The 13572-nt window shown below is 65.4% G+C and carries 6 protein-coding genes, 1 pseudogene and 2 riboswitches; of the genes and pseudogenes, 2 read left to right on the top strand and 5 right to left on the bottom strand.

From position 1 onward, the window contains the following. Nucleotides 1-56: 56 nt before the first annotated feature. From gcvP to ACMFWR_RS00745, 5 genes and pseudogenes are all read right to left on the bottom strand, one after another. Nucleotides 57-2984, bottom strand: a complete 2928-nt coding sequence (gene gcvP, locus ACMFWR_RS00765; RefSeq protein WP_413193161.1) for an aminomethyl-transferring glycine dehydrogenase — start codon at nt 2982-2984, stop codon at nt 57-59. Nucleotides 2985-3196: 212 nt separating this feature from the next. Then, nucleotides 3197-3577 (bottom strand): glycine cleavage system protein GcvH, encoded by a 381-nt coding sequence (gcvH, locus tag ACMFWR_RS00760; protein WP_413193160.1) that lies wholly within the window; start codon nt 3575-3577, stop codon nt 3197-3199. A 111-nt stretch (nt 3578-3688) separates the two neighbouring features. Further along, a complete protein-coding gene (gene gcvT / locus ACMFWR_RS00755) occupies nt 3689-4804 on the bottom strand; it encodes a glycine cleavage system aminomethyltransferase GcvT (protein WP_413193159.1) in 1116 nt (371 codons plus the stop codon). Between the two features lie 59 nt (nt 4805-4863). Further along, nucleotides 4864-4997, bottom strand: a riboswitch (glycine riboswitch). Nucleotides 4998-5014: 17 nt separating this feature from the next. Continuing rightward, nucleotides 5015-5109: riboswitch (glycine riboswitch) on the bottom strand. Between the two features lie 804 nt (nt 5110-5913). Continuing rightward, nucleotides 5914-7470 (bottom strand): annotated as a pseudogene (locus ACMFWR_RS00750) (FAD-dependent oxidoreductase); the annotation flags it as partial. Nucleotides 7471-7643: 173 nt separating this feature from the next. Continuing rightward, nucleotides 7644-8687 carry an oxidoreductase gene (locus tag ACMFWR_RS00745; protein WP_413193158.1) on the bottom strand — a complete coding sequence of 348 codons (1044 nt, stop codon included), beginning with the start codon at nt 8685-8687 and terminating at the stop codon, nt 7644-7646. Between the two features lie 269 nt (nt 8688-8956). On the opposite strand from ACMFWR_RS00745, the gene ACMFWR_RS00740 reads away from it, so the two are divergent. Both ACMFWR_RS00740 and ACMFWR_RS00735 read left to right on the top strand, forming a co-directional pair. Continuing rightward, nucleotides 8957-11107: a UvrD-helicase domain-containing protein gene (locus tag ACMFWR_RS00740; RefSeq protein WP_413194966.1), complete on the top strand. Its 2151-nt coding sequence runs from the start codon at nt 8957-8959 to the stop codon at nt 11105-11107. Nucleotides 11108-11784: 677 nt separating this feature from the next. Beyond that, nucleotides 11785-13506 (top strand): BTAD domain-containing putative transcriptional regulator, encoded by a 1722-nt coding sequence (locus tag ACMFWR_RS00735; RefSeq protein ID WP_413193157.1) that lies wholly within the window; start codon nt 11785-11787, stop codon nt 13504-13506. Nucleotides 13507-13572 lie beyond the last annotated feature (66 nt).

Genomic DNA, 13572 nt, shown 5'->3' with positions numbered 1-13572 from the left:
GGCGCCTGAGATGTTAACCGCTGGCTGACGGCTTGTCGCCGTCAGCCAGCGCTCCATCAGGCGTCAGCGTATTCCGACATGGGGATGCACGAGCAGAACAGGTTCCGGTCGCCGTACGCGTTGTCCGCGCGGCCGACTGGCGGCCAGTACTTGTTTGCGCGCAACGAAGCGACCGGGTAAGCCGCTTGCTCGCGCGGATACGCGTGCTTCCAGTCGTCGGCGGTCACGACGGCCGCCGTGTGCGGTGCGTGGCGCAGCGGGTTGTCCTCGCGGTCGGCGCGACCTTCTTCGACCGCGCGGATTTCCTCGCGGATCGTTGTCATCGCGTCGATAAAGCGGTCGAGTTCGATCTTCGGTTCCGACTCAGTCGGTTCGATCATCAGCGTGCCCGGCACAGGGAAGCTCATCGTCGGCGCGTGGAAGCCGAAGTCCATCAGGCGCTTGGCCACGTCGTCGACGCTGATGCCGCTCGATTCCTTGATCGGGCGCAGATCAATGATGCACTCGTGCGCGACCAGGCCGCCGGGACCCGTGTACAGCACCGGGAAGTGCGGCGAAAGCTGCTTGGCCAGGTAGTTCGCGCTCAGAATCGCGTTCTCGGTTGCCGCCTTCAGGCCGCTGGCTCCCATCATCGCGATGTACATCCACGAGATCGGCAGGATCGCGGCCGAGCCGTAAGGTGCCGCCGATACTGCGCCGATGCCTTGTTCGCCGCGGATATAGCCGGTCGACACCTGGTTCGGCAGGAACGGTGCGAGATGCGCGCCGACGCCGATCGGGCCGACACCCGGTCCGCCGCCGCCGTGCGGGATGCAGAACGTCTTGTGCAGGTTCAGGTGCGAGACGTCGCCGCCGAATTGTCCCGGCGCCGACAGGCCGACCATCGCGTTCATGTTCGCGCCGTCGACATAGACCTGACCACCGTGCTGATGCACGATCTCGCAGATCTCGCGCACGTTCTGTTCGAACACGCCGTGGGTCGACGGATACGTGATCATGATCGCCGCGAGCTTGTCGGCGTGTTCGGCCGCCTTCGCACGCAGATCTTCGATATCGACGTTGCCGTTGTTGTCGCACGCGACGACGATCACGCGCATCGACACCATTTGCGCCGATGCGGGGTTCGTACCGTGCGCCGATGCGGGGATCAGGCAGACGTCGCGATGGCCTTCGCCGCGCGACTCGTGATACTTGCGGATCACGAGCAGGCCGGCGTATTCACCTTGCGAGCCGGCGTTCGGCTGCAACGAAACGGCCGCGTAGCCGGTCGCCGCAACGAGCATCGCCTCGAGCTGCGAGACGAGCTCACGATAGCCGACCGTTTGCGACGCCGGTGAGAACGGATGGATGTTCGCGAATTCCGGCCACGTGACGGGCAGCATTTCGGACGTCGCGTTGAGCTTCATCGTGCACGAACCCAGCGGGATCATCGTGCGGTCGAGCGCGAGGTCCTTGTCCGCGAGGCTGCGCAGATAGCGCAGCATTTCGTGTTCGCTGTGGTGACGATTGAAGACCGGGTGCGTAAGGAACGGCGTCTCGCGGCGCAGCGCTGCGTCGAAGCCGTCCTGTGCGTCCGCGTCGAACGCGTCGATATCCGATCCGTCGAGCGCGTCGATGTTCGAGGCTTCAGCGAAGGCGCCCCAGAGGTCGAGCAGGTCGGCACGCGTCGTGGTTTCATCGAGCGAGATGCCGACGGTTTGTGCGTCGATCGCGCGCAGGTTCAGGCGGCGTGCGCATGCAGCAGCATGCAGCGCGTCGGTGTGCGCGCCGGCAGTCACGGTCAGCGTGTCGAAGAAGCTCGTGTTGACGATCGGATAGCCGAGCTTGCGCAGACCGGCAGCGAGGATCGACGTCATGCGTGCGACGCGCTGCGCGATGCCGCGCAGGCCGGACGGGCCGTGATAGACGGCATACATGCTGGCCATGATGGCGAGCAGGGCCTGTGCCGTGCAGATGTTCGACGTCGCCTTTTCGCGGCGGATGTGCTGCTCGCGTGTTTGCAGCGCGAGACGCAGCGCATGCTTGCCTTGCGCGTCGACGGTCACGCCGACGAGGCGGCCCGGCATCTGACGCTTGAATTCGTCGCGCACGGCGAGATACGCCGCGTGCGGGCCGCCGAAACCGAGCGGCACGCCAAAGCGCTGCGAGTTGCCGATCGCGACGTCCGCGCCCCATTCGCCGGGCGGCGTGAGCAGCGTGAGTGCAAGCAGGTCGGCTGCGGCGATCACGTGACCGCCGGCAGCGTGGATGGCTTCAGCGAGCGCGCGGTAGTCGCGCACGTCACCGTTGACGCCCGGATACTGGAGCAGCACGCCGAACGCATTGGCGCTCGCCGCTTCTGAAGCCGGGCCGACCTTCACTTCGATCTTCAGCGGTTCGGCGCGCGTGCGCACGACTTCGATCGTCTGCGGCAGCACGTCATCGGCGACGAAGAAGATGTTCGACTTGGGCTTGCCGACGCGATGCACGAGGGTCATGGCCTCGGCCGCCGACGTGGCTTCGTCGAGCATCGAGGCGTTCGCCATGGCCAGACCCGTGAGGTCCGTGATCATTTGCTGGTAGTTCAGCAGCGCTTCGAGGCGGCCTTGCGAAATCTCAGGCTGGTACGGCGTATAGGCCGTGTACCACGCCGGGTTCTCGAGCACGTTGCGCAGGATCACGCCCGGCGTATGCGTGCCGTAGTAGCCCTGGCCGATATAGGTTCGGAACACCTCGTTCTTGTCCGCCAGCTTGCGCAGCGCGGCCAGTGCTTCGGCTTCGCTCTTCGGTTGCGTGAACGGGCCGAGCGGCAGCGTGTCCTTGCGGCGGATGTCGGCCGGGATCACGGCGTCGATCAGCGCGTCGCGCGACGCGAAGCCGAGGGTCGAGAGCATCTCGCGTTGCTCGGCGGTGTCGGGACCGATATGACGTTCTGCAAACGCATCGTGGCGTTCGAGCGCGGCGAGGGACGGGCGATCGGATTGGGTCGGGTGTTCGAGCTTCATGGCAAGGTCCTGCGTAGCGTTCAGCATGGCGTGCAGCGTATGGCGCCGCGGTGTGTGCTGCTTGCAGAAACGTTGTGCCGGTCAGGCGGGATCGGACCTGATCGGCCGGGACGTTTCTGCGTCCTTATGGGAGGCAACCGCCGGGTCGGCGGCGCCGGCGTCCGGGCGGTGCGCGGCCTATCGCCGCGCGACGCACCGGCACGCCTGACAACTTATTCGCCGATCGATGCGCTGTACGCCTGCGCCGACAACAGCTTGTCGAGCGCCGAGGCATCCGTCGGCTTGAGTTTGAAGAGCCACGAGTCGTACGGCTCGCCGTTGATCTTGTCGGGCGTGCCGGCAAGTTCCGCATTCGATTCGACGATCTCGCCCGAGACGGGGGCGTAGATGTCCGAGGCGGCCTTGACCGATTCGATCACGGCGATCGCGTCACCTGCGGCGACCTTCCGGCCAGCCTCCGGCAGTTCGAGGAAGACGATATCGCCGAGCGCTTCCTGTGCGTGGTCGGTGATGCCGACCGTCACAGTGCCGTCGCTGTCGAGGCGAATCCACTCGTGAGACTCGGTGTACTTCAGATCTGCTGGGACGGACATGGTGGTTCCTTGTTCAATTGTTCTGTGTCAGGTTCGGCATGCCGGTCCGTGCTGGACCGGCGCCGGCCGGGCGATCCGTGATGATTCGTGATGATTCGGGGTCAATCCGTGTTACGAAACGAGCGCCTTGCCATTGCGCACGAATGGCAGTTTAACGATGCTCGCTGACAATGCCTTGTCGCGAATCTGGACTTTCACGGTATCGCCCGCTGCGACGGCCGCCGGCACGCGCGCAAATGCGATCGACAACTGGAGCGACGGCGAGAAGGTGCCGCTCGTGATTTCGCCGTCGCCGTGTTCCGTGACGACTTTCTGGTGGGCGCGCAGCACGCCGCCGGTCTCGCGCAGCACGAGGCCGACGAAGGCCTGGGCGTCGTCGGGGCGCAGCGCCGGCTTGCCGACGAAGTCGCGCTCGGAGGCCAGATCGACGGTCCAGGCGAGGCCGGCGTCGAGTGGCGAGACGCCGTCGTCCATGTCCTGGCCGTAGAGGTTCATGCCGGCTTCGAGGCGCAGCGTGTCGCGTGCACCCAGCCCGGCCGGCTTGACGCCGACCGCGACGAGCGACTGCCAGAACGCTTCGGCGTGCTCGACGGGCAGGGCGATTTCAAAGCCGTCTTCGCCCGTGTAGCCGGTGCGCGCGACCATCGTTTCGCCGTAGGGCGTGTCGGTGACGACCGCGGCATTGAACGGCTTCAGGGCTTCCGTCGCTGTCTTGACCGACGGCAGGGCTTCCCAGACCTTGGCACGCGCGTTCGGGCCTTGCACGGCGATCAGCGCAAAGTCGCGGCGCGGCGTGATCGTGAGGCCGAACTCACCTTCGACATTGAGCTTGCCGAGCCACTCGAGATCCTTGTCGGCGGTCGCGGCATTGACGACGACGCGGAAGAAATCGTCGCGGAAGAAATAGATGATCAGGTCGTCGATCACGCCGCCTTGCGGGTTCAGCATGCACGAGTACAGCGCCTTGCCTGGCGTCGTGAGCTTGTCGACATTGTTGGCGACGGCAAAGCGCAGAAAGCGGCGCGCTGCGTCGGAGGCGGCAGGGCCCGTGATATCGACCACGCACATATGGCTCACGTCGAACATGCCGGCGTCGGTGCGCACGGCCTTATGCTCGTCGATCTGGGAGCCATAGTTCACAGGCATGTCCCAGCCGCCGAAATCGACCATGCGGGCGCCGGCGGCACGATGCAGGGAGTTCAGCGGGGTATGTTTCAGCGTGGTCATCGGGCGTCGCGCTCTGCAGGTTCGGCACAAAGGGAGTCCGGCCGCAAAGCGACCTGAACGAATTCCCCTCTGTCCTTTTACCTGAGAGATGGCGCAGCCTTTGTGCCTGCGGGCACGGGGCTGCGTTTGCCCCTTCGGTGGACGGTCAGCGGCGCTTGCGCGCGATCTGCCGTCGCTCTCCAGAGATACGAAAGCGGGTAAAACGAGGCTTTCGGCGCGGCGGTCCTTTTGCCTGAGAGTTTGCGGGTGTTCCCCTTCGGCGGCGGCAAACTCAACGGTTCACCGCGCTCTCCCGTCGCGCCCCGCGACTGTATGTCAGCGCCCCGGCCAGTGTCAAATAGACAAATAGCCGAGGGCGCTGTCCGGGCTCAGCTGGCCTTCCGGGCGGGCGCAGGGGTCGCGTTCTGGGCCGGCGCGGCGCCGTTCGAGGACGGCTGCGAAGCAGCGGGGGCGGCCGGCGCGGACGCAGGTGCAGGTGCAGCGACGGCCGCAGGTTTGGCGACCGGAACCACTGGTTTGGCCGGAGATGCTGTCGACGAAGCGGGCGACGTCGCCGGAGTCGGTCCCGGAAGCGCAGCCGGTGCGCGCGCTGTAGCCGGCGTAGGCGCGGCGGCCGGCTTGGCGGAAGCCGCCACAGCCGGGGTTGCCGGAGTCGGAGCCGCCGGTCGTGCCGGTGCAGCAATCGCCGGCGAACCGTTCGAGGGTGGCGTGGGTGCAGCAGCCTTGGCGGGTGCCGGCGCAGCAGGAGCGGGCGGAGCAAGCGCAGGCGCGGGCGAAGCGGGCGCCGCAGCGGTCGACTCTGACGACGCAGGCGCAGCGAGTGCGGCGGCGATGATCGGGGCAGGCGCGGACTGCGGCGGCGTTGGGGCCGCTGCGGGGGCCGCGACCGGCGCGGCGAGAGACGGCTCCGTGCGCAGATCGACCGGGCCGTCCGGGACGGCCGGTGTCGGCGCAGGCGCTGCAGGTGCAGGCGCCGGAGCAGCCTGAACCTCGGGTTGCGGCTCGGTGACCGGGGTCGCGCCAGCTTGCTGCGCGGCTGCCTGATGCGCCGCGTTGATCGCTGCCTGATATTCAGGGCGATTGGTTTCGGGTCCGCTGTCGCGTGCGGTCACGCGGAACGGCTCGGCGATCTTCGCGAATTCCTTGAGCTGCTTTTCGATCCACACCGGCGGCTGGCCCAGCTCGAGCGCGAGCGTCAGCGCAACGCGAGGCGCCGCGGCGAGCGCGGCGCGGGCGTTGAGCAGCAAGCCGCGATGCCGGCGCGCCAGCACGTCTTCAACCGTGCGTGCGTACTCGCAGCGCGCCGCATACCGCACCTGTCCGATCGTCAGGTCGAGTTGCGGCACGATCTGCTCATCGGCGCCTTCGATCGACGAGACGATGTGGGCGTCGGAGCCGTAATGGCTGTCGAATTCGTCGCCCGGGCGCGGTGCGCCGTGCAGGCGAAGCGACTCGGTCATCCCGGGACGCGTTTCGAGCAGGTGCGAGGTGAACGTCGTGTCCATGACGTCCTCGGCCATCTTGCGATAGGTCGTCCACTTGCCGCCCGTCACGCTGACCAGGCCCGAGTTCGACACGCTGATCGTGTGTTCGCGCGAGATCTGCGACGTCGGCCCTTTCGCCGGGCCGCTGTCGGCGAGCGGCCGCAGGCCGGCCCATGCCGAGAGGACGTCGCTGCGCTTGGGCGCGCGCGACAGGTAGCGCGATGCCGTTTCGAGAATGAAGTCGATCTCGTCGTCGAGCGGCGCCGGATCGGACGGCTCGTTGAGCGTCAGGTCCTCGCGTTGCGTATCGGTCGTGCCGATCAGCGTATGACCTTGCCAGGGCACCATGAACAGCACGCGGCCGTCGTCGGTGCGCGGCACGAGGATCGCCTTGTCGCCGGGCAGGAATTCGCGCGACAGCACAAGGTGCGTCCCCTGGCTCGGCTTGACCGTCGAGTAGGCGTTCGCATCGTCGAGGCGGCGCACGCTGTCGACCCAGACGCCGGTCGCATTGATCACGCAGTGCGCGGTCAGCTCGAACGACTCGCCGGTTTCGGTATCGGTGACTTCGACGCCCGACACGCGGTGCGTCGACAGCGGGAACATCGGGTCCTGGAACTTAAGGAAGCCCGTGACCTTCATATAGTTGAGCGCAAGTCCGCCGTGGTCGGCGATCGTGCGCGCCAGCGTGACGGCGAGCCGCGCATCGTCAAACTGCGCGTCGTAATACATCACACCGCCGCGCAGGTGTTCGGTGGCGATGGTCGGCGCGGCTTCGAGCGTCTGCGCGCGCGACAATCCGCGGCTGCGCTGGATATTCAGCGGACCGGCGAGGCGGTCGTAGACCTTGAGCCCGATCTGGTAGAACGGCTTCTCGATGAACTTGTACGTCGGCACGACGAAGCCGAGCGGCCGAGTCAGGTGCGGCGCGTTCTTGAGCAGCAGGCCGCGCTCATGGAGCGCTTCCTTGACGAGCGGGAAATTGCGTTGCGCAAGGTAGCGCACGCCACCGTGCACGAGCTTGGTGGCCTTGCTCGACGTACCGCTCGCAAAATCGCGTTGCTCGAGCAGCAGGGTACGAAAACCGCGCGTGACCGCATCGACCGCGACACCGAGGCCCGTTGCGCCGCCACCGATCACGATGACGTCCCAGTCGCGCGGCGGCTCGCCGCGCGGCGACACGCTCGGGCGTTGCGGCTCGGCGGTTTCCTCGTCGTCTTCGGCCGCGCGCTGGGCCTTCTCCTCGGAGAATTGCGACTGGCGCAGCCGCGTGAGCAGCGCCTTGCGCGAGTTCGTCGAGCGCGGGTCGCCGGCGCGCATCTGCGCCGGATCGATTTCGATGTCGAAGTCAGTCGTCATTGTTCGGCGGCGCTTTCGAACGGCAATCGCTGTCCCTGTTCATGACTCGCTCGCGCGAGCTCGATCACGGTCATCACATCGACCGCCTGGTCCGGTGTGACCGGAAACGGCACACCTTTTTCAATGGTGTCGGCGACCGCCGCGTAGTACGCGGCATAGGCGCCATTCAAGGTCGACAGCTCGCCATCGAGTTCGAGCGTGCCGTCCGACGTACGCAGGCGTCCGGGCGGATTGACGGCCCAGCCGGCATCGCCCGGGCGCAGGCCCGCGCGCAACTGGTCTTCCTGCGTATCGAGACCGAATTTCGTATAACTGCCGCGCGTGCCGTGAATCAGGTAGCGCGGCGTCTGGGCCGCGGCGAGCACGCTCGCATGCAGCACGACATCGCGATCGGCATAGCCGAGCAGGATGTGCACGAAATCGTCGGCGGTCGCGTTGTCGCGGCGCGTGGCCACGGTCGCGTAGACGGTTTTCGGCACGCCGAACAGCGCGAGCGCCTGGTCGATCAGGTGCGGGCCCAGGTCATACAGCAGGCCGCCGCCGCGCGACGCTTCTTCACGCCAGCGCGGGCGCACGGCGGGCCGGAAGCGGTCGAAGTGCGACTCGTAATACGTGACGCGGCCGAGCACGCCGCTGTCGAGCAGCGCGCGCACGGTCAGAAAGTCGCCGTCCCAGCGCCGGTTATGGAACGGCGCGAACAGCAGGCCACGCGATGCCGCGAGCGATGCCAGTTCGCGCGCTTCGGCGGAGGTCAGCGTGACAGGCTTGTCGACGACCACATGCTTGCCCGCCTCGAGCGCGCGCTTCGCATGGTCGAAGTGCGTGTCGTTAGGCGTGGCAATGGCGACGACCGGGATCGCCGGGTCGGCGAGCAGGTCGTCCAGCGACGCAAGCATGCGCGCGCTCGGCCAATCGGCGCGTGCGTGCTCAGGTTGAGACGTGACAATGGCTGCAACGGTCGCGCGCCCGCTGCCTTCAATCAGCGGAGCGTGGAACGTCGCGCCGGCAAATCCGTATCCGACGAGACCGACTTTCAGCATGGGAATCAAAAATTTGACGTAAAACGCAACTTCGCAGCGTGGCCTATTTTTGCATGGCCGTCCATCGGTCAATCGGTCGAAATAACGGGTGAAATGCGCCCGCTTGTCGCAGCAGAGACAAAATGACGCTTTTCAGCGGTGGCTTCATTTCAAACGCCTGAACGAATGGACGCCAAACCACACCAAACCTCTGAGGAATGCCGGGGCCAGAATGCCCCCGTTTCCGCGTGTTAACATCGTCGCCCCTTCCGATGCCTTCCCAGATACCGATGTCCGCCGGCATGAATCCCGCCCAGACCGAGGGCGTGCGCTATCTCGATGGTCCCTGTCTCGTGCTCGCGGGTGCCGGCAGCGGCAAGACGCGCGTGATCACCCAGAAGATCGCGCATCTGATCGTCGACAAGGGCTTCGAGCCCAAGCACATCGCGGCGGTCACGTTCACGAACAAGGCCGCGGCCGAGATGCGCGAGCGCGTTGCCAAGCTGCTCGAGGGCAAGACGCTGTCGACGCCGGGCAAGGAAGGGCGCAAGGTTCCGGTCAATCAGCTCACCGTGTGTACGTTCCACTCGCTGGGTGTGCAGATTCTGCGCAAGGAGGCCGAGCATGTCGGGCTCAAGCCGCAATTCTCGATCATGGACTCGGACGATTGCTTTGCGATGGTCCAGGAACAGCTCGTGACGACCGACAAGCAGCTGATCCGCCGCGTGCAGAACGCCATCTCGCTGTGGAAGAACGGCCTCGTGACGCCCGAAGAGGCGCTCGCGACGGTTCAGACCGAGGACGAGCATGTGGCCGCGACCGTGTACCGGAACTACGTGGCCACGCTGCATGCGTACCAGGCCGTCGACTTCGACGACCTGATCCGGCTGCCGACCGAACTCTTCGCCGCCAACGAAGCCGTGCGCGAGCGCTGGCAGAACAAGCTCCGTTATCTGCTGATCGACGAGTACCAGGACACCAACACCTGCCAGTACTCGCTGCTCAAGCTGCTTGCAGGCCCGCGCGCGGCGTTCACCGCGGTGGGCGACGACGACCAGGCGATCTACGGCTGGCGCGGCGCCACGCTCGAAAACCTCAAGCAGCTCCAGATCGATTTCCCGAAGCTGCATGTGATCAAGCTCGAGCAGAACTATCGCTCGACGGTGCGCATTCTGACCGCCGCGAACAATGTGATCGCTCAGAACCCTAAGCTGTTCGAGAAGAAGCTCTGGAGCGAGCACGGCATGGGCGACTCGATCACCGTGACGCCCGCCAACGACGAAGAGCATGAAGCCGAGTCGGTCGTGTTCCGCCTGTCGGCGCACAAGTTCGAGCGGCGCGCCCAGTTCCGGGACTACGCGATCCTGTACCGCGGCAATTTCCAGGCGCGCATCTTCGAGCAGGTGCTGCGCCGGGAGCGAATTCCGTATGTGCTCTCCGGCGGCACGTCGTTCTTCGAACGCGCCGAGATCAAGGACATCTGCTCGTACCTGCGCCTGATTGCGAATCACGACGATGATCCCGCGTTCATCCGCGCGATCACGACGCCCAAGCGGGGCATCGGCAACGTCACGCTCGAAGCGCTCGGTTCCTTCGCCGGGCAGGCGAAGGTCTCGCTGTTCGAGGCCGTTTATATGGGCGGGCTCGAGGCACGGCTGACCGATCGCCAGATCGAGCCGATGCGCGCGTTCTGCGACTTCATTCAGCGGCTGGCTGCGCGCGCCGAGACGGACCCGGCGACCACCGTGCTCGATGACATGATGGAGGGCATCCACTACGAAGCGTATCTGTACGACGCATTCGACGAGCGTCAGGCGCAGAGCAAGTGGACCAACGTGCTCGAGTTTCTGGACTGGCTCAAGAAGAAGGGCACCAAGCCCGAGCGTGCGGGCGTGGATGCGGTGGTCGGCTCCGGAGCGGGCGGCGCAGCGTCGGGCAACGAAGGCGAAGGTGAAGGCGACGACGAGGCCACCGGCTATGACAACGCGGATGGACTCGCCGATACCGGCAAGAACCTGCTGGGCCTGATTCAGACGGTCGCGCTGATGTCGATGCTCGAAGGGCGCGAGGAAGACCCTGATGCCGTAAAGCTTTCGACTGTGCACGCGTCGAAGGGCCTCGAATACCCGCACGTATTCCTCGTGGGCTGCGAGGAGGGCATCATGCCCCACCGCGGTGGCAGCGAAGTCGACGAGCCGATCGACGACGCGCGCATCGAGGAAGAACGCCGCCTGATGTATGTGGCGATCACGCGTGCCCAGCGCAGCTTGCAGCTCACGTATTGCAAGAAGCGCAAGCGCGCGAGAGAGACGATCGTCTGCGAGCCGTCGCGGTTCATCAAGGAAATGCTGCTCGACGAGGCACCGCCGCCCACGGCTGACGAGGCGCCGATGACGCCCAAGGACCGGCTCGCGAATCTCAAGGCGCTGCTCGGCGGCTGAGGTCGGTCGGGCCAAGCAGAAGGGCGGAAGCAGCGAGGCCGTCGAGGCTTTCTGCGCGGGAAGGGGACTGGCGTGCTTCGGCGCATTGCCGGCCGGAATGTGCGGACGGCGCTTTGATGCAATGACATCGCGAGCGCTGCTCCGCAATCGTATTCACACGTTCAAATTCATCAAAACGATCCAATATCGGCAGATGTGTGACATTTTGTCAGTGATATTGGACTTGCCGGTTTATTACGATTGCACAACCCTTTAGCACGCGTCGAATTTATAATCAAGTGCATATAGGATGTTTCACGGTTGTACGCACTTTTATTATTCAGGACGACAAAACTCACTGCCCAAATACTGCCGTCGCGTTTCAATCAATGTGTTCGTTTGTTTAGTGAGTCGCGCATGGACAGTGCATGGACAGTCCAAAAACTTGGCTGCATTGTCCCTTCAGGTAAGGCTTCGTGCCGTTATGACTATATCCAATGGTTGGTTGCGCCGGTTTACCGCCGACTTGCAGAAAATGCGCGGGTAAACCGCACTCAGATAATCCCCATTTATTTTTCAGAGCCAGAACGATATACGCTGAGTACTTAATGCAGCATAGTATGGATGTTGCACTTGCCGTATTTCCGCTTTTCCGCTTGTCGTCCTGTTGAGCGTCCGCCATTTTCGGTGGCTAAACCATGTCTCAGTCAGCGCCGACTGTCAGTCTGTACTTACTTGGCCCGCCGCGTATAGAGCGCGCGGGTAGTGTCGCCGCGCTCAAATACAACCGCGCGCGGGGTTTGCTCGCCTATCTCGCGCTCGAGCCGGGTTTTCATACGCGCGACAGTCTGGCGGAGCTGTTCTGGCCGAACGAGCCGACGACACAGGGGCGCGACAAGCTCAAACGCATGCTGTTCGAGCTGCGCGAAGCGCTCGGCGAACGCGCAATCGAAGGCGATCGTTATGTTGTGCGGCTCGCGCCGCTGTCGACGGTCTGGGTCGATGCAATCGCCTTTGAGGCGGATACGGACCCTGTCATTCCGCTGCCGAACGGGGCTTCGGCTCCGGGCATGGGTTCTGGCTCCGGCTCCGCTTCGGGCACCGGCTCCCGCAAGGAGCCTGCGTCGGGTCCCGGTTCGACTGCCTACCCGGGATCAGGTCCTGCCTCCGGTGCTTCCAGTAGCTCCAGTACCTCGGGTGTGCCCAATACCGCAGGTATGGCTGGTACGTCTGGTACGCCCGCTACCTCCGGCACGTCCGGCACCGACTCCGATAGCGACAAGGCTGCGCGAGGATGGCGGGACGCGCTCGATCGCTGTGAGCACGCGGTCGAGCTCTATCGCGGCCCCCTGCTTCAGGGCTTGCGCATCGACGATGCCCCCGACTTCGAGATCTGGCTCGACGGCCAGCGTGAGGCGTATGTGCGCCGGCTTGTGCTCGCACTGAGCCGCCTCGCGCGAGGCCGCGCGCATGAGGGGCGCCCCGTCGATGCGATTCACCATGCGCGCCGGCTCGTCGATATCGCGCCGCATCACGAGCCCGGCTGGCAATTGCTGATCGACCTGCTCGTGCAGAGCGGGCGGCGAGACGAAGCCATTCATGAACTCGAGCGATGCCGCCGTGCGCTCGCGCGCGAGCTCGATGCCGAACCGCATCCCGCGACGCTCGCGCTGATCGAGCGCGACGCGCCCGTCACGCGCGTCGCGGCGATTCGAGGCGTTGTCGAGGTGCCGCAGTCTGTCGGCTCGCCGGCGTCGGGTTCATCGATGCTGCCGTTGCAGGATTCAGCGTCACGCGACGCGCCCGCGGCTAGCCGTGGCCTTCGAGATAGGCCGCCGCCCGGAGGCCCGGCCGCACGCGATGGCGCCGTGTCCCCCGCATCGGTGCCGCGAGCGCATGCGAGGCTTGCGATGGGCGTCGCCCATCTCGTTCACGGCCGGATGCCGAAAGCGCTCGCCGCGTTCGAGGCCACACTCGCGGCTCAACCCGATTCGATCGTCGATGTGACCTTCGGCGCGGATGCGCGTGCCATGGCGTGGTCTTTGTTGTCCGTGACGCAGTGGCGCATGGGCCATCCGGACGCCGCGATCGACGCGAGCGAACGCGCACTCGAGCGGGCACGACGTGTGCGCGAACCTCATACCCTGGCTTATGCGCTATTGACGGCGGGCGTATTGAGTCAACTGCGCGGCGATCCGGACCGGACGCTTGCCCATACATCGGACCTGCTTGAACTTGTCGAGGAACACCGGATGCCGAACTGGCGGCTCGCCGCGACGGCCCTGTCGGGCTGGGCGATCGCGGCGCTCGGCGATCCCGATGCGATGAGTGACGCAGAGGCCGCCGCACATGCCCTGAGTGACACGATGGGCTCGGTCGGTTCGATGCTGCTCGGTCTGCTTCGCGATCGCGAATCCTGAGATTCGGCAGGGATCGGGGTGCCGTAGGCCGACTTGCGGGGCAGGCTCGTGGTACCTTCGTGCACA

The organism is Pararobbsia alpina, from assembly GCF_965118125.1.
Taxonomy (GTDB): domain Bacteria; phylum Pseudomonadota; class Gammaproteobacteria; order Burkholderiales; family Burkholderiaceae; genus Pararobbsia; species Pararobbsia alpina_A.
The sequence above is the reverse complement of the archived record's forward strand: the minus strand, read 5'-3'. Positions and strand labels throughout refer to the sequence as shown.

Excerpts from the sequence above, each read along its gene's own strand:
- gcvH (WP_413193160.1), bottom strand. The coding sequence starts at position 3,577 with ATGTCCGTCCCAGCAGATCTGAAGTACACCGAGTCTCACGAGTGGATT.
- gcvP (WP_413193161.1), bottom strand. The coding sequence starts at position 2,984 with ATGAAGCTCGAACACCCGACCCAATCCGATCGCCCGTCCCTCGCCGCG.
- ACMFWR_RS00740 (WP_413194966.1), top strand. The coding sequence starts at position 8,957 with ATGTCCGCCGGCATGAATCCCGCCCAGACCGAGGGCGTGCGCTATCTC.
- ACMFWR_RS00735 (WP_413193157.1), top strand. The coding sequence starts at position 11,785 with ATGTCTCAGTCAGCGCCGACTGTCAGTCTGTACTTACTTGGCCCGCCG.
- gcvT (WP_413193159.1), bottom strand. The coding sequence starts at position 4,804 with ATGACCACGCTGAAACATACCCCGCTGAACTCCCTGCATCGTGCCGCC.
- ACMFWR_RS00745 (WP_413193158.1), bottom strand. The coding sequence starts at position 8,687 with ATGCTGAAAGTCGGTCTCGTCGGATACGGATTTGCCGGCGCGACGTTC.